18 protein-coding genes are annotated in these 18,094 nt (G+C 64.3%); 10 read left to right on the forward strand and 8 right to left on the reverse strand.

The genetic code is table 11. The features are described 5' to 3' along the window. The first annotated feature begins 33 nt into the window (after positions 1–33). The 3 genes from LVD12_RS15755 (at position 34) to LVD12_RS15765 (ending at position 2,758) form a co-directional block, all read left to right on the forward strand. Positions 34–1,200 carry an MFS transporter gene (locus tag LVD12_RS15755; RefSeq protein WP_237068671.1) on the forward strand — a complete coding sequence of 389 codons (1,167 nt, stop codon included), beginning with the start codon at positions 34–36 and terminating at the stop codon, positions 1,198–1,200. 106 nt (positions 1,201–1,306) lie between these two features. Further along, entirely contained in the window at positions 1,307–1,903 is a 597-nt protein-coding gene (gene ssb / locus LVD12_RS15760) for a single-stranded DNA-binding protein (protein ID WP_237068672.1), read from the forward strand. Between the two features lie 15 nt (positions 1,904–1,918). Next, the gene (locus LVD12_RS15765) at positions 1,919–2,758 is read left to right on the forward strand and encodes a sugar nucleotide-binding protein (RefSeq protein WP_237068673.1); all 840 of its coding nucleotides are present in this window, start codon (positions 1,919–1,921) and stop codon (positions 2,756–2,758) included. Positions 2,759–2,844: 86 nt separating this feature from the next. Here the strand turns inward: LVD12_RS15765 and fabB are convergent, their stop codons facing one another. Together fabB and fabA are read right to left on the reverse strand one after the other, a co-directional pair. Further along, complete coding sequence (fabB, locus tag LVD12_RS15770; RefSeq protein WP_237068674.1) at positions 2,845–4,068, reverse strand: beta-ketoacyl-ACP synthase I; 1,224 nt, start codon at positions 4,066–4,068, stop codon at positions 2,845–2,847. Between the two features lie 75 nt (positions 4,069–4,143). Beyond that, positions 4,144–4,668 (reverse strand): 3-hydroxyacyl-[acyl-carrier-protein] dehydratase FabA, encoded by a 525-nt coding sequence (gene fabA / locus LVD12_RS15775; protein ID WP_069948749.1) that lies wholly within the window; start codon positions 4,666–4,668, stop codon positions 4,144–4,146. Positions 4,669–4,927: 259 nt separating this feature from the next. On the opposite strand from fabA, the gene galU reads away from it, so the two are divergent. Together galU and LVD12_RS15785 are read left to right on the forward strand one after the other, a co-directional pair. Beyond that, on the forward strand, positions 4,928–5,773 hold the full coding sequence (gene galU / locus LVD12_RS15780) for a UTP--glucose-1-phosphate uridylyltransferase GalU (protein WP_237068675.1): 846 nt from the start codon (positions 4,928–4,930) through the stop codon (positions 5,771–5,773). Positions 5,774–5,814: 41 nt separating this feature from the next. Then, on the forward strand, positions 5,815–7,164 hold the full coding sequence (locus tag LVD12_RS15785) for a phosphohexomutase domain-containing protein (RefSeq protein ID WP_237068676.1): 1,350 nt from the start codon (positions 5,815–5,817) through the stop codon (positions 7,162–7,164). Between the two features lie 454 nt (positions 7,165–7,618). On the opposite strand, the gene LVD12_RS15790 is transcribed toward LVD12_RS15785, so the two are convergent. Beyond that, positions 7,619–8,581 (reverse strand): polyprenyl synthetase family protein, encoded by a 963-nt coding sequence (locus LVD12_RS15790; RefSeq protein WP_237068677.1) that lies wholly within the window; start codon positions 8,579–8,581, stop codon positions 7,619–7,621. Positions 8,582–8,818: 237 nt separating this feature from the next. Between LVD12_RS15790 and rplU the strand changes: the two genes are divergently transcribed. The 4 genes from rplU to proB all read left to right on the forward strand — a co-directional run bounded on the left by rplU (position 8,819) and on the right by proB (position 11,932). Next, positions 8,819–9,130 carry a 50S ribosomal protein L21 gene (gene rplU / locus LVD12_RS15795; protein ID WP_069946955.1) on the forward strand — a complete coding sequence of 104 codons (312 nt, stop codon included), beginning with the start codon at positions 8,819–8,821 and terminating at the stop codon, positions 9,128–9,130. Positions 9,131–9,148: 18 nt separating this feature from the next. Next, entirely contained in the window at positions 9,149–9,406 is a 258-nt protein-coding gene (gene rpmA, locus LVD12_RS15800) for a 50S ribosomal protein L27 (RefSeq protein ID WP_067086922.1), read from the forward strand. 140 nt (positions 9,407–9,546) lie between these two features. Beyond that, on the forward strand, positions 9,547–10,746 hold the full coding sequence (gene cgtA, locus LVD12_RS15805; protein ID WP_237068678.1) for an Obg family GTPase CgtA: 1,200 nt from the start codon (positions 9,547–9,549) through the stop codon (positions 10,744–10,746). A 52-nt stretch (positions 10,747–10,798) separates the two neighbouring features. Continuing rightward, positions 10,799–11,932 carry a glutamate 5-kinase gene (gene proB, locus LVD12_RS15810; protein ID WP_237068679.1) on the forward strand — a complete coding sequence of 378 codons (1,134 nt, stop codon included), beginning with the start codon at positions 10,799–10,801 and terminating at the stop codon, positions 11,930–11,932. Positions 11,933–12,012: 80 nt separating this feature from the next. Here proB and rpsT read toward each other — a convergent pair whose 3' ends face one another. The 5 genes from rpsT to LVD12_RS15835 all read right to left on the reverse strand — a co-directional run bounded on the left by rpsT (position 12,013) and on the right by LVD12_RS15835 (position 16,294). Then, on the reverse strand, positions 12,013–12,279 hold the full coding sequence (rpsT, locus tag LVD12_RS15815; protein WP_067086911.1) for a 30S ribosomal protein S20: 267 nt from the start codon (positions 12,277–12,279) through the stop codon (positions 12,013–12,015). 89 nt (positions 12,280–12,368) lie between these two features. Beyond that, positions 12,369–14,441 (reverse strand): ATP-binding protein, encoded by a 2,073-nt coding sequence (locus LVD12_RS15820; RefSeq protein ID WP_237068680.1) that lies wholly within the window; start codon positions 14,439–14,441, stop codon positions 12,369–12,371. Between the two features lie 36 nt (positions 14,442–14,477). Beyond that, positions 14,478–15,167: a proteobacterial dedicated sortase system response regulator gene (gene pdsR, locus LVD12_RS15825; protein WP_237068681.1), complete on the reverse strand. Its 690-nt coding sequence runs from the start codon at positions 15,165–15,167 to the stop codon at positions 14,478–14,480. Positions 15,168–15,310: 143 nt separating this feature from the next. Beyond that, positions 15,311–16,000 (reverse strand): OmpA family protein, encoded by a 690-nt coding sequence (locus tag LVD12_RS15830; RefSeq protein ID WP_237068682.1) that lies wholly within the window; start codon positions 15,998–16,000, stop codon positions 15,311–15,313. Between the two features lie 156 nt (positions 16,001–16,156). After that, the gene (locus LVD12_RS15835) at positions 16,157–16,294 is read right to left on the reverse strand and encodes a hypothetical protein (RefSeq protein WP_237068683.1); all 138 of its coding nucleotides are present in this window, start codon (positions 16,292–16,294) and stop codon (positions 16,157–16,159) included. Positions 16,295–16,467: 173 nt separating this feature from the next. Between LVD12_RS15835 and murJ the strand changes: the two genes are divergently transcribed. Beyond that, positions 16,468–18,075, forward strand: a complete 1,608-nt coding sequence (gene murJ / locus LVD12_RS15840; protein WP_237068684.1) for a murein biosynthesis integral membrane protein MurJ — start codon at positions 16,468–16,470, stop codon at positions 18,073–18,075. The last annotated feature ends 19 nt before the right edge of the window (positions 18,076–18,094 follow it).

Below are 18,094 nucleotides of genomic sequence, written 5' to 3' on the forward strand. Positions count from 1 at the left end.
CGCCCTCAGCCAACAGTCGTGTCCCGGATTGCCATGAATTCCACTGAGCGCCGCGCCCTCGCGGGCCTCGCGTCCCTGTACGTATTTCGCATGCTAGGCCTGTTCATGGTGCTGCCGGTGCTGTCCGTCTATGGTGCGGACTACGAGGGCAGCACCCCGGCCCTGCTCGGCATTGCACTGGGCGCCTACGGCCTGAGCCAGGCCCTGCTGCAGATCCCGCTGGGCATGCTGTCCGATCGCTGGGGGCGCAAGCCGGTGATCTACATGGGGCTGGCTGTCTTTGCGCTGGGCAGCCTGCTGGCGGCTCAGACGGACTCGGTTTACGGGCTGATTGCCGGCCGGGTCCTGCAGGGCTGCGGCGCCATTGCCGCGGCCACCATGGCGCTGATGGCGGACCTGACCCGCTACGAGAACCGCGGCAAGGCCATGGCGGCCATCGGCGCGGCGATCGGGCTCGCTTTCATGCTGGCGGTGATCCTCGGTCCGTTGCTGGCGGGGATCGGTGGCCTCGCGGCCATCTTCTGGCTGACCGCCGCGCTGGCCCTGCTGGGACTGCTGATCGCCTGGCGGCTGGTGCCCGACCCACAACAGGCGCAGGGCCCAGGCGTGTATCGGGGCGGCTTCCGCGCCGTGCTCGGCAATGGCGAAATCTGGCAGCTGGTCAGTGGGGTCTTCTTCTCACACCTGCTGCTCACCGCGCTGTTCGTGCCGCTGCCACCGCTGCTGGTGGACCTGCTGGACCTGCCGGGGGCACAGCACTGGAAGCTTTACGGACCGCTGATGTTCGGCTCGTTTGTGTTGATGCTGCCGCTGATGCGGCTTGCTGAGCGCAGTGGTCGTGTACCGCTGGCACTGGGACTGGCGGTCGCCGGGCTCGGCGCAGGTATCCTGGCATTGTGGGCAGGCAGCCGCTGGCTGTTGGTGGGCCTGCTGGCGGTGTTCTTCATTGCCTTCAACCTGCTGGAGGCCCTGTTGCCGGCACAGCTGACCCGCTCGGCCCCGGCTGAGGCCCGCGGCGGTGCGTCCGGGCTCTACGCCACGCTGCAGTTCCTGGGGGCTTTTGTCGGTGGTGTGCTCGGCGGTTACCTGTACGGTGCGGGCGGCGCCGGGGCGGTCGCGCTGATGGGGCTCGCGGTGGTGGTGTTGTGGGCGCTGCTCTGGTGGCGGCTGGGGGCGCGCCTGTTGTATGCTGCTGGATAAATATCCAAATAAATGCCGCCGGTCTGCTGGACGGATTGGCGGTGCTGTCCAACCCGAATTCAATTCCGCGGATCGCTGATCCGCACGCACGAGAGAGGAGAGGCCAATGGCCCGGGGAATCAATAAAGTCATCCTGATCGGCAATCTGGGCGCAGACCCGGAAACCCGCTACATGCCCAGCGGCGGCGCTGTTACCAATGTGAACCTGGCGACTTCCGAAACCTGGAAGGACAAGCAGACCGGCCAGCAGCAGGAGCGCACCGAGTGGCACCGGGTAGTGTTCTTCAACCGCCTGGCAGAGATCGCCGGCGAGTACCTGCGCAAAGGCAGCAAGGTCTACATCGAGGGCAGCCTGCGCACCCGCAAGTGGCAGGACAAGCAGTCCGGTCAGGACCGCTACACCACCGAGATCGTCGCCAGCGAAATGCAGATGCTGGATGGCCGCGGTGAGCAGGGTGGCTACAACCAGGGCATGGGTGGCTATGACCAGCAGCAGGGCGGCGGCTACGGCCAGCAGCAGGGCGGTGGTTTCCAGCAGGGCGGTGGCCAGGCTGACTACGGCCAGGGCCGCTCCGCACCGTCCCCGATGGCGCCCTCCCAGGGCGGTGGTCACTCCGGTAACCAGGGTGGTGGCAATCAGGGCGGCAACCAGGGCCCTGCCGGCGGTTTCGATAACAGCTTCGACGACGATATCCCGTTCTAAGGGCCGGAACATCCCGTGCAAGTCCATCACACCGGGTATACACCGGATTCGGTCGCGGTTGTCGGCTCCGGTGGCAAGGTCGACGGCATGCTGCAGAAACGCCTGCAGCGAGCCGGCTTTCGTGTGCAGCTGCTGACCACTGCAGAGCTGGAAAAGCTGCGGCCGGGAGCGATCGTGGTGAATGCGATCTGCCTCGGCGGCACGGAAGCGATGGACGCTGCGCTGGCCACCTGCCGCACGCTGGCAGCTGCCAATGCGGGCCCGCTGGTGCACATTTCTTCCTACCGGGTGTTCCCCGGGGGTACCCGCAAACGCTATGACGAGGACGATGAGCCGGCCCCTGTCTCAGAGCGGGGGGAGCTGTGGCTCGCCTGTGAAGAAGCCCTGCGCGGCAGCCCGGCAGTGACCCTCCTGCGCTTTGGCTGGCTGGTCGATCGCAGCGAGCAGGCCCTGCTTGGTCGTATCCTGAAGGGTATTCTGTCCGGGGAGTCCCTGGCGCTCGATGACCAGAGTGCCGGGAGTCCGGTGACCCTGGCAGATCTCTGTCGGGTGGTCGTGGCGGTGGTGCAGCAGCTGGCGAGCGGTGCCCCCAGATCGGGCACCTACCACTATGGTGCGGCAGACGCCTGTACTGCCCTCGAATTCGGGCGCGAGGTGCTCGAGCGGGCCCAGTCGTTTTACGATGAGGACTTCGGCGTGACGCTGGAAGCGGTGCCGGGCACAGAAAACCGGAGCCGGGTGCTGGCCGCCGAAAAGCTGCGGGATGTGTTTGGTATCCAGCAGCGCAGCTGGCGGCAGGGCCTGACCCGACAGGTGGAGCTGTGGCTCGAGCGCCTGGGAGCCGGTAACCAGTAAGCCCCGGGAGATAGGGTCGGGATCAATGAAAAAGGGCGGAACCGTTGCCGGTTCCGCCCTTTTTGCGTTTCAGCGAGTGGCTGCTATCAGACCTTGTCGAATACCAGACAGGCGTTGGTGCCGCCGAAGCCGAAGCTGTTGGACAGGGCACGCTGGATCTTCGCGTCGCGTTTTTCGGTCACCAGGTCCATGCCCTCGGCCTCCGGATCGCGATTCTCCACGTTTGCAGAAGCGGCAATGAAGTCGTTCTGCATCATCAGCAGGCAGTAGATCGCCTCCTGAACGCCGGCGGCACCGAGGGAGTGGCCGGTCAGTGACTTGGTGGAGGCGAAGGGCGGTACCTTGTCGCCGAAGACTTCGCGCATGGCGCGCAGCTCGGCCACGTCGCCCACCGGGGTGGAGGTGCCGTGGGTGTTGATGTAGTCCACGCCGCCTTCCAGGCCCTTGCCGTCCATGCCAGCCAGCGCCTGCTGCATGCAGCGCACGGCGCCCTCACCGCTGGGGGCCACCATGTCGTAGCCGTCGGAGGTGGCGCCGTAGCCGGTCAGCTCCGCGTAGATGGTGGCGCCGCGGGCCTTGGCGTGCTCCATCTCCTCCAGCACCAGGCAGCCGCCACCACCGGCGATCACGAAGCCGTCGCGGTCCGCATCGTAGGGGCGGGAAGCGCGCTCGGGCGTGTCGTTGTACTTGCTGGACAGGGCGCCCATGGCGTCGAACAGGTGCGTCAGGCTCCAGGCCAGCTCCTCACCGCCACCGGCAAAGACGATGTCCTGCTTGCCCATCTGGATCAGTTCGGCGCCGTTGCCGATACAGTGTGCACTGGTGGCGCAGGCGGAGGAGATGCTGTAGTTCACCCCCTTGATCTTGAACGGTGTGGCCAGGCACGCGGAGACGGTGCTGCCCATGACCTGGGGTACGCGGTAGGCACCCACGCGACGGACGCCCTTAGCTTTCAGGGTCTGCGCCGCGTCGATGATGGCGGCGGTAGAGGTTCCGCCGGAGCCCATCACCAGGCCGGTGCGCGGGTTGGAGATATCACTCTCCTCCAGCCCGGAGATGCGGATGGCCTCCTGCATGGCGATATAGGCATAGGCGGCGGAGTCGCCCATGAAACGCAGGTGCTTGCGGTCGATATGCTCCTTGAAGTCGATATCGACGGGGCAGGCTACCTGGCTGCGTAGCCCCAGCTCCTGATATTCCTCCTGGAAGCGAATGCCGCTGCGGCCTTCTTTCAGGGACGCGGTGACCGCCTCCAGATTGGTGCCAATGCAGGACGTAATGCCCATTCCGGTGATCGCAACCCGACGCATAGTGGTCTCCGTAAAGCTTGTCGACTTTGGACGTTGTTATTGTTTGTTCGGTCCGGTGTCCGGCAGACGACTGGATTAAAAGTTGTCTGTGCGGGTGAACAGGCCGACGCGCAGGTCCTTGGCTGTGTAAATCTCGCGTCCATCCACAGAGACAGACCCGTCACCGATACCCATCACCAGCTTGCGCTCGACCAGCCGGCTCATCTGGATATGGTAAGTGACTTTTTTCGCTGTCGGCAAAATCTGGCCGGTGAATTTCACTTCACCGCAGCCGAGGGCGCGACCGCGGCCCGGATTGCCCTTCCAGGCCAGGAAGTAGCCGAGCAGCTGCCACATGGCGTCGAGGCCGAGGCAGCCGGGCATGACCGGGTCACCGGGGAAGTGGCACTCGAAGAACCACAGGTCCGGGTGGATATCCAGCTCGGCGATCAGCTCGCCCTTGCCGTAGGCGCCACCGTCTTTTGACACGTGGGTGATGCGGTCGAGCATCAGCATATTGGGGGCCGGCAGCTGGGCGTTGCCCGGGCCGAACATTTCACCCCGAGAACAGGCCAGCAGTTCTTCGCGGGTATAGCTACTTTTCTGAACGAAATTACTCATTTTGTTCCCGATTTTGGGCGTTTTTACAAGAGCGGGCATTCTAAGGGTTGGAGGTTTCTTGTCCAGTCGGTCACCGGCCTATTTGTGACTGGCACGGGGTTTGCTGACTAATTCGCAGTGGTTTCTTGCCGCAAATGCCCATCCGGCCTTGGCCTGGCGCGACATGGGCGCTGTAACTGAATCTGGCCATGAAAATGTGCTAACTTGCGTGTCCGGCGCTGGGGGAGCGCCCTCTATCGACAATGGGGATGTAATAAGAATGCTGAAAAAATGTCTGTTTCCGGTGGCCGGCTACGGCACCCGGTTCCTGCCCGCCACCAAAGCCATGCCGAAAGAGATGTTGCCGCTGGTGAATAAGCCACTGGTCCAGTACGGCGTGGAGGAAGCCATCGAGGCCGGCCTGACCGAGATCGGTTTCGTGACCGGTCGTGGCAAACGGGCCATCGAGGATCACTTCGATACCAATTTCGAGCTCGAGCACCAGATCTCCGGCACCGGCAAGGAGAAGTACCTGGAGAGCGTACGCCGTGTCATCGACCAGGCCAGCTTCTCCTACACCCGCCAGGGCGAAATGCGAGGCCTCGGCGATGCCATCCTGCAGGGCCAGCGCCTGATCGGCGACGAGGCGTTTGCGGTGGTGCTGGCGGACGACCTGTGCCTCAATGACGGACTGGGCGTGCTCGGTCAGATGGTCGAGCTCTACAAGCAGTTCCGCTGCAGCATCGTGGCGGTGGAAGAGGTGCCCCGGGAGCATATCCACAAGTTCGGCGTGATTGCCGGCAATGAAATCAAGCCCGGCCTGTGGCAGGTCACCGACATGGTGGAGAAACCGCCGGCGGAAGAGGCGCCCAGCAATATGGCCATCATCGGCCGTTACATCCTCACACCGGATATCTTCGACCTGATCCGGGAGACCCCGCCGGGCAAGAACGGCGAGGTACAGATTACCGACGCTCTGCTGGCGCAGGCCCAGCGCGGCTGTGTGCTCGCGTACAACTTCAAGGGCCGCCGTTTCGACTGTGGTTCAGTGGACGGCTTTATCGAAGCCACCAATTTTGTCTACGAAAATGTCTACCTGCCGGAGCAGGCGGAACTCGAGAAGTAACAACCAGGTGTGACAACAAGAAGTAACAAGGGAAGTCATTGATGAGTACTCTGACCTGTTTCAAGGCCTATGATCTGCGCGGCCGGGTCCCCGATGAGCTGAACGCCGATGTGGCCTACCGGGTGGGCCGCGCCTTCGCCCAGTTCCTGGATGCGCGCCGGGTGGTGGTGGGCCACGACATCCGCCTGACCAGCCCCGAACTGACCGATGCCCTGGCCAACGGCCTGCGCGATGCCGGTGCCGATGTCTACCATATCGGTGAGTGCGGTACTGAAGAGATCTACTTCTCCACCTTCCACGGCGACTTCGACGGCGGTATCTGCGTGACCGCCAGCCACAACCCCATGGACTACAACGGCATGAAGTTCGTGCGTGCCGGCAGCCGCCCGATCAGTGGCGACACTGGCCTGAAGGACATTCAGCGGCTGGCGGAAGAGAATGAGTTCGCCCCGGTGGAAAAGCGTGGCGAACTGAAGCATTTCGAGCACCGTGCCGATTTCGTCCAGCACCTGCTGGGCTATGTGGACGGCGAGCAGCTCAAGCCACTGAAGCTGGTGGTCAACGCCGGTAACGGCGGTGCCGGCTCGGTAGTGGATGCCCTGGCGCCGCACCTGCCGTTCGAATTCGTCCGCGTACACCATGAGCCGAATGGCAACTTCCCCAACGGTATCCCCAACCCGCTGCTGCCGGAGAACCGTGCTTCCACGGCCCAGGCCGTGAAAGAGAGTGGGGCTGATTTCGGTATTGCCTGGGATGGCGACTTCGACCGCTGCTTCTTCTTTGATGAAAACGGCGAGTTCATCGAGGGTTACTATGTCGTCGGCCTGCTGGCCGAGGCGTTCCTGCTCAAGCAGCAGGGTGCCAAGATCGTGCACGACCCGCGCCTGACCTGGAACACCGAGGATATCGTCAAGGCGGCGGGCGGGGAGCCGGTGCAGAGCAAGACCGGCCACGCGTTCATCAAGGAGCGCATGCGCAAGGAAGACGCCATCTACGGTGGCGAAATGAGTGCGCACCACTATTTCCGTGACTTCGCCTACTGCGACAGCGGCATGATCCCGTGGCTGCTGGTGGCCGAGCTGGTCAGCCGCAGCGGCAAGCCCCTGTCCGAGCTGGTGGGTGAGCGCATGGCGGCGTTCCCCTGCTCCGGTGAGATCAACTCCAAGGTGGAAGACCCGGCAGCCCTGCTGAAAGCGGCGGAAGAAAAGTACGCCCCGGATGCCGAAAGCGTCGAACACGTGGATGGCCTCAGCGTGGCGTTTGCCGACTGGCGCTTCAACCTGCGCATGTCCAACACCGAGCCGGTGGTGCGCCTGAACGTGGAGTCCCGCGGCGACCCGGCGCTGATGCAGGAGAAAACGGAAGAGCTGCTGAATCTGATTCGCGGCTGATCGGCGAAACTGCACTGATGCGATGAAGGGCGAACATGGTGTTCGCCCTTTTTCGTTTGGTGACTTGCACAAAGTGTAGTGGCGGCCCGGTAGCCGGTTGCGCCTTCGCGAGACGTCTGTCGACCTTGTCGGGCCCGCCTGTTCAACTCTTTCAAGCAAAGCTGCTCTCGCGAAGAAAGGCTGGGGCGGTCACATACTGCGCCCTGACAGCACGACCTCGCTGCGCGGGAATGGCTGTCAGGTGGGAAATGGTGTTGAGCTGATGTCTGGATGCAGCCCCCGCCTGCCGAAAGTGGCATTCATTTCGGGGGAAGGTGCTGTTGCTGGCGAACTCCTGCCGGACCTTACGCGGCCATGGATGGCCGCGTAGAGCCTACAGGGAAGTATTTACGGCGTGTCCGGCAGGATTTCGCCAGCGGCAGCGCCGCCACGGAGGTGACGACAGCGGCCGGGGTTACACCGTACGCTCGACTGCAAAACTGGCCAGCTGTTGCAGGGCCGTTTTCTGCTCCCCTTCCGCCAGAAACGCCAGCTGGCTCCTGGCCTCATCGACTGCAGTACGCGCCCGCTCCATGGTGTAATCCAGAGCACCGCAGGCCTCGATCGCCGTCACGATCTCGGTCAGCCGTTCGGCACTGCGCTGCTCGATGGCTTCCCGCACCAGCGCGGCCTGTTCGGCGGTGCCGTTGGCCATGGTGTAGATCAGTGGCATGGTGGGTTTGCCTTCGGCCAGGTCGTCGCCCACGTTTTTGCCCAGCTCTTCCGGATTGCCGCGATAGTCCAGGGCATCGTCCACCAGTTGGAACGCCAGGCCCAGCTTGCGGCCGTAGAGCTTGAGGGCCTCGCGCTCCCCGGGGTTGCAGCCTGCCAGTACCGCGGCCGTCTCGCAGGCGGCCTCGAACAGGGCGCCGGTCTTCTTGTGAATGACGGTGAGGTAGTTCTCCTCACTGACCTGCGGGTCGCCGGCATTCACCAGCTGCTGTACCTCACCTTCGGCGATGGTGTTGGTGGTGTCTGAGAGCACCGCCATGATGTCCATGTCCTGCAGGGCTACCATCATCTGGAAGGCGCGGGAGTAGAGGAAGTCGCCGACCAGAACGGCTGGAGCGTTGCCCCATTGGGCGTTGGCGGTCAGGCGGCCGCGGCGCCGCTCGGAGGTGTCCACCACATCGTCGTGGAGCAGGGTGGCGGTGTGGATGAATTCGATGATGGTGGCCAGGTCGATGTGGTTCTGGCCCTGGTAACCCGCCGCTCGGGCGCAGAGTAGCACCAGCAATGGGCGCAGGCGCTTGCCGCCGGCCTCTACCAGGTAATGGCCGATGTTTTCCACCAGGGGAACGTCCGAGTGCAATTGGTCGAGGATGCGCTGATTGACCGCGGCGAAGTCGTCCGCGGCGACCCGGTGGAAAGGCAACATGGGTGGGTTCCTTATACTGCTTTATAGGGCTGTCAGAGTCGCCGGTGCTGCGGCGCGGGCGCTATTGTATCAATCACGGGAATTGATTAGAATCTGCGCCCCGTTTGACCGGCCCTCGCGGCCCGTCAGGGACAAGCTGTTAAAACACACGGCGCAAGCTCCCGAAATGCGGAGCAGTGACTGCCAGGTTCTGGTGTCTGCCCGCTGCTTCGTGTCGTCCATTCGGAGCATAGAGATATGTACGCTGTAATTGAGAGCGGTGGCAAGCAGCACCGCGTAGAAGAAGGCGAAGTACTTCGCCTGGAGAAGCTGGAAGTTGCAACCGGCGATTCCATCGATTTTGACAAGGTGCTGATGGTCGTCGACGGCGACAAGATCAACATCGGCGCCCCCGTTGTAGACGGCGCAAAAGTGACTGCCGAAGTGGTTAGCCACGGCCGCGGCGAGAAGGTGAGAATCATCAAGTTCCGCCGTCGCAAGCACTCCATGAAGCGCCAGGGCCACCGTCAGTGGTACACCGAAGTTAAAATCACTGGCATCAAGGCATAAGCAGAGGAGTAACGACTCATGGCACACAAGAAAGCTGGCGGTAGTACGCGCAATGGGCGCGATTCCGAAAGTAAACGCCTGGGCGTGAAGCGCTTTGGCGGCCAGGCCGTAGCGGCAGGCAACATCATCGTGCGTCAGCGCGGCACCAAGTTCCACGCCGGCGTCAACGTTGGTATGGGCAAGGACCACACCCTGTTCGCCACTGCGGACGGCGTTGTGAAGTTCGAAGTCAAAGGCCCCAACAACCGCAAGTTCGTTTCTATCGAAACTGCCTAAGCGGTTAGCAGCCTTAGCTTCACGAAAGCCCCGCATATTGCGGGGCTTTTTTGTTTCGGCTCCTGCGGGAGCGGGTAGGAAAAGATTTCGCAGGTTACACTGCCAGAGAGAGAAGCAGCCGCTGGCGCGGTGGAGAGAGCATGAAATTTGTCGATGAGGCGCCCATATACGTACAGGCTGGCAAGGGTGGTAACGGCTGCCTGAGCTTCCGCCGGGAAAAATTCGTCGAAAAGGGTGGCCCCGACGGCGGCGACGGGGGTGACGGCGGCTCCGTCTACCTGGTCGCCGATGAGTCCCTGAACACCCTGGTGGACTACCGTTACCAGCCGCGATACAAGGCCGAGAGCGGCGAGCCCGGTCGCGGGCGCAATTGTACCGGCGCCAAGGGGGAAGACCTGGAGCTCAAAGTGCCTGTGGGCACGACGGTGATCGATACCGACACCGGTGAGACGCTGGGTGATCTCACCGAGCACGGCGAGCGCCTGATGGTGGCCCAGGGCGGCTGGCACGGCCTCGGCAACACCCGCTACAAGTCCAGCACCAACCGGGCACCGCGCCAGACCACCAATGGTACCCCCGGCGAGGAGCGCAACCTGAAGCTGGAGCTCAAGGTGCTGGCGGATGTGGGCATGCTGGGTTTGCCCAACGCCGGCAAATCCACGTTCATTCGCGCCGTTTCTGCCGCCAAGCCGAAAGTGGCCAACTACCCCTTTACGACTCTGGTGCCGAACCTGGGAGTGGTGCAGGTGGAGCGGCACCGCAGCTTTGTGATTGCCGACATTCCCGGGCTGATTGAAGGCGCTGCCGAGGGTGCCGGCCTGGGGATCCGCTTCCTCAAGCACCTGACCCGCTGCCGGGTACTGCTGCACCTAGTGGACCTGGCGCCGTTCGATGGTTCCGATCCGGTGGAAAATGCCCGTGCTATCGAGCGCGAGCTGTCGTCTTTCAGTCCCACACTGGCCAGTCGTGAGCGCTGGCTGGTGCTGAACAAGACCGACCTGGTGCCGGCGGCGGAGCTGGATGCGCGCTGTGAGGCGATCGTGGATGCGCTGGGCTGGGAAGGACCGGTATTCCGTGTCGCGGCCATCCGCAAGGAGGGCACCGATGTGCTGGCCGGGCGCCTCATGGATTACCTGGAAGAGCGCAAGGAAGAGGAAGACGCCAATCCCGAACTGGTGGAGGCGGAGCTGGAGGCGCAGAGGCAGATGCAGCGGGAGGCGCGCCAGCGGATCGAGGAATTGCGCGAAGCACACCGGGCCAGACGTCGCGCCGATCACGATCAGGATGATGACGATTGGGACGACGATGACCACGACGTCGATATAGAATACCGCCACTGAGGCCGGGCGGGCCGGCCTCTGTGCCCCGTATTGGGGCAGTTTCGGGGGGAACATGGATTTCGTAGCGGCTCGCCAGCGGCTGGCAAACACCCGGCGCTGGGTCATCAAGATCGGCAGTGCGCTTATCACCGACAACGGCCGCGGGGTCAACCGCGAGGCCATTTTCCAGTGGGCCAGCCAGATGGCGGCGCTGCGTGCCCGCGGCGTCGAGGTGTTGCTGGTCTCCTCCGGCGCCGTGGCCGCGGGCATGGACCGCCTGGGTTGGCATCGTCGCCCGGAGTCCATCCACCAGTTACAGGCGGCCGCCGCCGTGGGCCAGAGCCACCTGGTGCAGGTCTACGAGCAGGCTTTTGGCCAGTTCGACTGCCGCACCGCCCAGATCCTGCTCGACCACGACGACCTCTCCAACCGCACCCGCTACCTCAATGCCCGCAGTACCCTGCGAACTTTGCTCTCCCTCGGCGTGGTGCCGATCATCAATGAAAACGACACGGTGGTCACCGACGAGATCCGTTTCGGTGACAACGACACCCTGGCGGCGCTGGTGGCCAACCTGGTAGAGGCGGAGGCGTTGATGATCCTCACCGATGCCGACGGCCTGTTCACCGAGGATCCCCGCGACAATCCTGCCGCTGAGCTGATCCGTGAGGGATCCGCCGGTGATCCGGCACTGCTGGGCATGGCGGGTGGTTCCCGCAGCGGTCTCGGTCGCGGCGGCATGACCACCAAGGTGCGCGCGGCCCAGCTGGCGGCGCGCTCCGGCGCCGGCACGGTTATCGTTGGCGGTGCGGTGGAAGGTGTGATTGAGCGGGTGAGTGCCGGTGAGCGTCTGGGCACCCTGCTGTTGCCGGAAGCCGACCCCATGACCGCGCGCAAGCGCTGGCTGGCGGGCCAGTTGCAGGTGCGTGGGAAACTGGTGCTGGATGCCGGGGCCGAGCGGGCGCTGCGGGAGAGTGGTCGCAGCCTGCTGGCGGTGGGGGTCAGTGCCGTGGAGGGGCATTTCCGCCGCGGGGAGCTGGTGTCCTGCTGCAACGGCGCCGGCGCGGAGATCGCCCGTGGGCTGGTGAATTACGACAGTAGCGAAACGATCCGCATCGTGGGGCAGCCGTCAGAGCGGTTCGCGGAGTTGCTGGGCTACCGGGATGACGAGGAACTGATCCATCGCGATAACCTGATCCTGCTGTAACCCCGTCGCTATGGTGGGTTTGCCGCCCTGCAGAAACAAAAAAACCCCGCCGTGGCGGGGTTTTTGCGTCTGAGCGCGGATCAGGCAGCCAGGGCTTTGATCTTGGCGTTCAGGCGGCTCTTGTGACGGGCGGCCTTATTCTTGTGAATAATGCCCTTGTCCGCCATACGGTCGATGACCGGTACCGCTTCCGCGTAGGCTGTCTTGGCTTTTTCCGCATCACCTGCATCAATGGCCGCAACTACCTTCTTGATGTAGGTGCGCACCATGGAGCGCAGGCTGGCGTTGTGTTTACGGCGCTTGTCGTTCTGGCGCGCGCGTTTCTTCGCTTGAGGTGAGTTGGCCACCGGTTGCTCCTGTTGGAATCTAAAAACTCTGTAACTAACGGGCCGGGGCCCGATTGGGACGCGACATTATCCCCACAGTTGGTTGTTTGTCAACCGCTTCCGGGGCTTGCGGCGGACTCTGCATTTCCGGTCAATCCATTGGGTAGCAGCAGCGTGAACACGGCGCCCTTATTGTCTTTGCGATTGGCCGCTGTGAGCCGCCCGCCGTGGAATTCGGCGATGAGTCGGGCGATATAAAGGCCGAGTCCCAGGTGACCACCGCGGTCGCCGTCACTGCGAACGGAGACCAGTGAGTCGAACAGCTTGCGGTCGAAGCCCTCCGGCAGCAGGGGCCCCTCGTTTTCCACCTGAATCACGTAGGCATCACCGTGGCAGCGGGCGTGTACGGCGATTGTGCTGCCTGAGGGGGCGAAGCTCACGGCGTTGTCCACCAGCTTGTCCATTAGCTGTGCCAGCAGTTCCGGCGCGCCGTGGCAGGGCAGGGGGCCCTCGGGGCAGTTCAGCACGAACGGCTGTGTCGGGTGGGCATCTGCGTAGCACTGCACCAGCGCCTGCAGAAGATCCGCCAGGTCGAAGGATTCCCGTTCGGCGTGACGGATGCTGGCCTCCAGGTCGCTGGCGGCGGAGAGGCTGTTGAGGATGCCGCTCAGCCGGGCGCTGCCCTCCTGGGCCCGCGCCGCATAGCGGCGGCCGTCTGCCGGTAATTCCGCCATGGCAAGGTTGTCCAGCGATGAGCGCACCACTGCCAGTGGTGTGCGCAACTCGTGGGAGAGCTTGCTGGCGAGGGTGCGCAGATAGTGGTGGTAGCGGTCCAGCTCAGCCAGCAGATCGGCAAAGGCGCGGTTGAGGTCGCCCAGCTCGTCGCCGAGCCGGGCCCGCGGGAAGCTGCCGCGGAGTCGCCCGCTGCTGTCGACAGCATTGGTGGCAGCCCGGTGCAGCCTGCGCACCCGCCAGGACAGCCAGCTGGCATAGCCGAGCAACAACAATGCTGCGGCCCCGGCGGCGGAGGCGGACAGCAGCCACAGGCGGTGGGCGGCCGACTCCGTCAGTGCCAGCATGCTGTCACCGGACTGGAGGGCGATGACCCGGCCCAGCAACGGTCGCTCGACAATGTCGTCGACCCGGGTGATTACCGGCGCGCTGGCCGCCGCAATGCGGCTCTCCCGGGGGCCGTGGAACCAGAGGGTGTCGGTGTCCCGGTTGTCGGTTGGGAAGGCCGGCATTCCGTCTGCCGGTAGTGCCGGCAGGTCGCTTCTGCTCAGCAGCCTGCGGTAGGCCCAGCGCTGCAGCCAGGACGCGTTTTCCCGCACCGCGGGTGTGGCTTCCATGGCGCCGGCAGTGGCCAGTACAAAGCCCTCGCTGTCCACGACAGCGAGCTGCAGTCCCGGCCGCTGGAAGTGATCCAGCTCACTTTGAAGTTCCGGCAGCGGCTGCACCAGTCGGCCGGGGATGCCGTCATCCGGCAATGTCGAGGCCAGCCTGAGGGGCGGGCCGCCGTTACTGTGCTGGCGATCCAGCACGGAAATGGCCATCTCGCCGGCGGCCAGTGTCCTGGGCAGGGCCAGCTCCAGCTGGTAGCCGCTGGCATCGGAGGTCCAGCGCCCCCGCAGGCGCAGCTCCCGCTCGACGTCGCCGCGCGCACGGTTGTGCCACAGGGCTGACGCCGGCCCCCGGCTGGCCACCGGCAGGGTGAAATGGCGGCCGCCGGTCTGGATCTCTACCGTGTCTCCGCTGGCGTGCAGGCCCGTGCGTGGATCGTTGTAGCTGGGGCTTTTATCAATCACGGTGAGCAACAGGAAGATGCGGTCCCTATGCTGTCCCAGGGTGACCCTGGCCATCGTATTGCTTTCTGCATCGAGCAGCGGTTTCGCGGGCAGGCTCCACTGGCGCCACTCCTCACCATAGCCGTCCACCTGGGGCGCCTGTGGCAGGGGATTGAGGTAGAGCTGGGCCCCGGGCGGGCGAGAGTGGCGTTCGGTGTCGGGCAGGATCAGCCGCGGAGCGCTGGACAGCCGCGCGGCGACGGCACTGGCGGTGGCTTCCAGCGCCTGCATCTGGCCGTTGGCGAGGGCGCTGTCCACCTGGCGCAGGTACTGGCAGCCCGCCCAGGGCATTGCCAGGGTGACCAGGCTGACCAGGAGCAGCTGGCGTCTCAGTCTCACCGTCTAATCCCCATAGGTTGCCGGCACATTGCCGGCTCAGGCCTGCCAGCGATAGCCGAGGCCATAGGCGGTGGCGATGGCATCGAAGCGATCGTCCACTGCCTGGAACTTGCGACGGATGCGCTTGACGTGGGAGGTGATGGTGCTGTCGTCCAGGACCACCTGCGCGGCTTCCATCAGCTGGCTGCGGGATTTCACATGGCCGGGGCGGCGGGCCAGGGCGTACACGATCCAGAACTCGGTCACCGTCAGGTCGACCGGCTCGCTGTTCCAGCGGCAGTGCATTCGCTCGACATCCAGTTCCAGGGCGCCCTGCTGCAGGCGTTCGCCCTCATCGTTACGGCTTTTCAGCACACTCACCCGGCGCAGCAACGCATTGATGCGTGCCTGCATATGAGGCAGGGAGATGTCCTTGGTGAGATAGTCGTCGGCCCCCAGGCGCAGGCCGGAAATGATATCCAGCTCCGAGTCGCGGGCAGTGAGGAACAGGATCGGCAGGGCTGGTGCCATGGCCCGCAGTTCGCGACAGAGCTCGAAGCCGCCCTCCACTTCAGTCCCCAGTCCCACGTCGATCACGGCCAGGTCCGGCAACCGCTGGCGGAAGGCTGTCAGGGCCTCATTGCGGCTTTCGTACAGGTTGACCTGATAGCCGCTGCGGCGCAGGGCGTCGCGATAGTTCTCGGCGATCGCGCGTTCGTCCTCGACGATGGCAATGGTGGGATTCATGGTTGTTTCGGCGTTTCTTTGATCGTGCGGGGGATGATGCCGCATTTGCGCAGGGTAGGCGAGCGGGCACGGCGGCGGGGCATCCGCGGGCGGGACGCCCCGATCGGGGCCCGGTTGTTCGGGCCCCGGGCTTTAAGGGAGGCTCAGAGTCCGGCTGTCGATGCCGGCAGTACGAAGTGGATGTCGACCCGGCGCTCCATGGCGTAGGCGTCGATGTCGCCGCGGGGAGCCTGCGAGTAGGTGGCGCCGAGAGCCTTGCGGCTGATCCGGGCGCTGTCGATGCCCCGGGCCGTCAGGGCGCGCTGCACGCTGAGTGCCCGCTGATCGGACAGTACGTTGTTGTAACCGTCGCTGCCGCGGGGATCTGCGTGTCCTTCCAGTTGGACCTGGAGTTGTGGATGCCGCTCCAGGAAATCGGTCAGTGCGGAGATCTGGTGCAGCTGGGTTTCGGCCAGCTGGTCGTTGCCGGTGGTAAAAAAGAGCTGGAATTGCAGGCTGTCGGCGGCCAGCTGGTTTGCATCGTTGGCCGAGAGGCGCGCTGCGTCCAGTTGATGGGCCAGGTTTTCCAGTTCGCTGCGGCTCTCTGTCAGTTGTGATGCCAGCATGGTTGCCTCTTCTGCCTGTTTAATCTGCTCGCCCAGCCAGGCTCCACCAAGGGCGCCGGCAATAAATCCAATGGGGCCGCCAACAGCAGCGCCCGCGACAGCGGCGCCTGTGAAGACGGTGGCCTGCTTGGCCGGGGTGAGTTTCGATCCTTGAATCTCTGCGGTGTCCGCCTGGGCGCCGGATGCAATTGCGGTTCCCAGGGTCACTGCCATTATTACGTTTTTCACTGTCGTTCTCCTTGCGGTTTCTCCGTCGGGCGCCGTTTGTGGCCCGGTCGAGAGTTATTTAAAAACCGCAAAGAGACATCGGCATGGCGCCGATGGGGCAAAACCGGGTGCAATGATGGCGAATTATGGCATTCGCCATCCCGCGCACCCCGCGGGTTACTGCTGGCGCCGGAAGCGCTGATCCCGGGGCGTATCTATCCGCACCTGTACCCTCTTAGGGCGGGGGCCAAGGGCTGCGGCAGCGTACAGCAGGACTGTCAGCGCCAGGGCGATCAGTAAAGCGTTGATGGTCATCCGTCATCTCCTTACGCCACCAATCCAGTGCGGCGCGCCTTTCGCTCTTCCTGAGTATAGTTTGCTTATGACCGGCCGGTAGGCGAATCTGCTGGCGAGCCGGCGTCCGCAATCATTGTTTTGCGGTAGACTTGCCGGCCATTCCACCGAAGCCGTTTTGCGGAGATCCCAGCTTGTCCTCAGAGCCTGCCAGCGAAGAAAAAAAGACGGTTCCGCGGGCGCCAGGCCTGCTGCGCGGGAGTTCCGTGGTCGGCGGGGCAACCCTGCTGTCCCGGGTCCTGGGGCTGGCGCGGGACATGGTATTCGCCCGTTTTGCCGGCGCCGGTGACGCTGCCGATGCCTTCTTCGTCGCTTTCAAGATTCCCAATTTCTTCCGCCGCCTGTTTGCCGAAGGCGCCTTTGCCCAGGCCTTCGTGCCGGTGCTGGCGGAGTACCGGCAGAAAGGTGGCATCGCCGCCGCCCGGGAGCTGAACGACCGGGTGGCCGGTGCACTCGGAGGGACCCTGCTACTGGTTACCCTGTTCGGCATCCTCTGTGCGCCGCTGGTGGCGGGAATTTTTGCTTTTGGTTGGTGGTGGGACGGCAGCGAGCGGGAAAAGTTCGCCCTGGCCACCGAGATGCTGCGCATTACCTTTCCCTACCTGATGCTGATCTCTCTGACCGGGTTTGCCGGTGCGGTGCTCAACAGCTTCGATCGCTTTGCCATTCCGGCCCTGACGCCGGTGCTGCTCAACCTGGTGCTGATCGGCGCCGCCGTGCTCGGCACGCGCTGGTTCGAGCCGCCGATCATGGCCCTGGCCTGGGGGGTGCTCGCTGCCGGGGTGGTGCAGTTGCTGTTCCAGCTGCCGTTCCTGATGCGGATGGGACTTCTGCCCAGTCCGAAATGGGACTGGCGCTACCCGGGCGTGCGCAAGATCCTGCGTCTGATGGCGCCGGCGATCTTCGGTGTGTCGGTCACACAGATCAGCCTGGTGCTGGATACCGTGCTGGCCTCCTTCCTGCCCACCGGCAGCGTGTCCTGGCTGTACTTCTCAGACCGGCTCGTCGAGTTACCCCTCGGTGTGTTCGGTGTGGCCGTGGCCACGGTGATCCTGCCGAACCTGTCGCGACAGCATGTGGGCGGTGACCCCCAGCGGTTCAGCCAAACGCTGGACTGGGCGCTGCGCTCGGTAACTTTGATTTCCCTGCCGGCGGCCCTGGCCCTGATCGTGCTGGCAGAGCCGCTGCTGACCACGCTGTTCCAGTACGGGCGTATGGAGCCGCGGGATATGTCCATGGCCGCCTGGTCGCTGCGGGCCTATGCCCTGGGCCTGCTGGGCTTCATGCTGATCAAGGTGCTGGCGCCGGGCTATTTCGCCCGCCAGGACACCTATACCCCGGTGCGTTTCGGCCTGATCGCCATCGCCGCCAAGATGCTGCTCAGCCTCGCCTTCGTCATCCCCCTGCATCATTACTTCCGCCTCGGCCACATGGGGCTGGCTCTGGCCACCGCGGCCCAGGCCGCCCTCAACGCCTGGTTGCTGTTCAAGGGTTTGCGCCGCGATGCCGTCTATCAGCCCGAGCGGGGCTGGGGCGCCTTCCTGCTGCGCCTGCTGGCGGCGAATCTTGCCATGGTGGGGCTGTTGCTGGTCGCCCTGACCATCTGGCCGGAATGGAGCAACTGGGCCTGGTGGGAGCGCGCCTGGCGCATGGGGGTGCTGGTGGCCGGCGGCGGTGGTGCCTATCTGCTGGTGCTGCTTGCCAGCGGCCTGCGCCCGCGGCATTTCCGCCCGCAGGCCTAGTGATCCGGCGGCGCTGGTC

The sequence above is a fragment of the Microbulbifer guangxiensis genome, from assembly GCF_021729075.1.
Lineage (GTDB): Bacteria > Pseudomonadota > Gammaproteobacteria > Pseudomonadales > Cellvibrionaceae > Microbulbifer > Microbulbifer guangxiensis.

Coding starts and splice junctions, on each gene's coding strand:
- rpmA (WP_067086922.1), top strand. CDS start 9,149: ATGGCACACAAGAAAGCTGGCGGTAGTACGCGCAATGGGCGCGATTCC.
- fabB (WP_237068674.1), bottom strand. CDS start 4,068: ATGCGTCGGGTTGCGATCACCGGAATGGGCATTACGTCCTGCATTGGC.
- rplU (WP_069946955.1), top strand. CDS start 8,819: ATGTACGCTGTAATTGAGAGCGGTGGCAAGCAGCACCGCGTAGAAGAA.
- LVD12_RS15785 (WP_237068676.1), top strand. CDS start 5,815: ATGAGTACTCTGACCTGTTTCAAGGCCTATGATCTGCGCGGCCGGGTC.
- pdsR (WP_237068681.1), bottom strand. CDS start 15,167: ATGAATCCCACCATTGCCATCGTCGAGGACGAACGCGCGATCGCCGAG.
- LVD12_RS15790 (WP_237068677.1), bottom strand. CDS start 8,581: ATGTTGCCTTTCCACCGGGTCGCCGCGGACGACTTCGCCGCGGTCAAT.
- proB (WP_237068679.1), top strand. CDS start 10,799: ATGGATTTCGTAGCGGCTCGCCAGCGGCTGGCAAACACCCGGCGCTGG.
- ssb (WP_237068672.1), top strand. CDS start 1,307: ATGGCCCGGGGAATCAATAAAGTCATCCTGATCGGCAATCTGGGCGCA.
- fabA (WP_069948749.1), bottom strand. CDS start 4,668: ATGAGTAATTTCGTTCAGAAAAGTAGCTATACCCGCGAAGAACTGCTG.
- LVD12_RS15755 (WP_237068671.1), top strand. CDS start 34: ATGAATTCCACTGAGCGCCGCGCCCTCGCGGGCCTCGCGTCCCTGTAC.
- LVD12_RS15835 (WP_237068683.1), bottom strand. CDS start 16,294: ATGACCATCAACGCTTTACTGATCGCCCTGGCGCTGACAGTCCTGCTG.
- cgtA (WP_237068678.1), top strand. CDS start 9,547: ATGAAATTTGTCGATGAGGCGCCCATATACGTACAGGCTGGCAAGGGT.
- galU (WP_237068675.1), top strand. CDS start 4,928: ATGCTGAAAAAATGTCTGTTTCCGGTGGCCGGCTACGGCACCCGGTTC.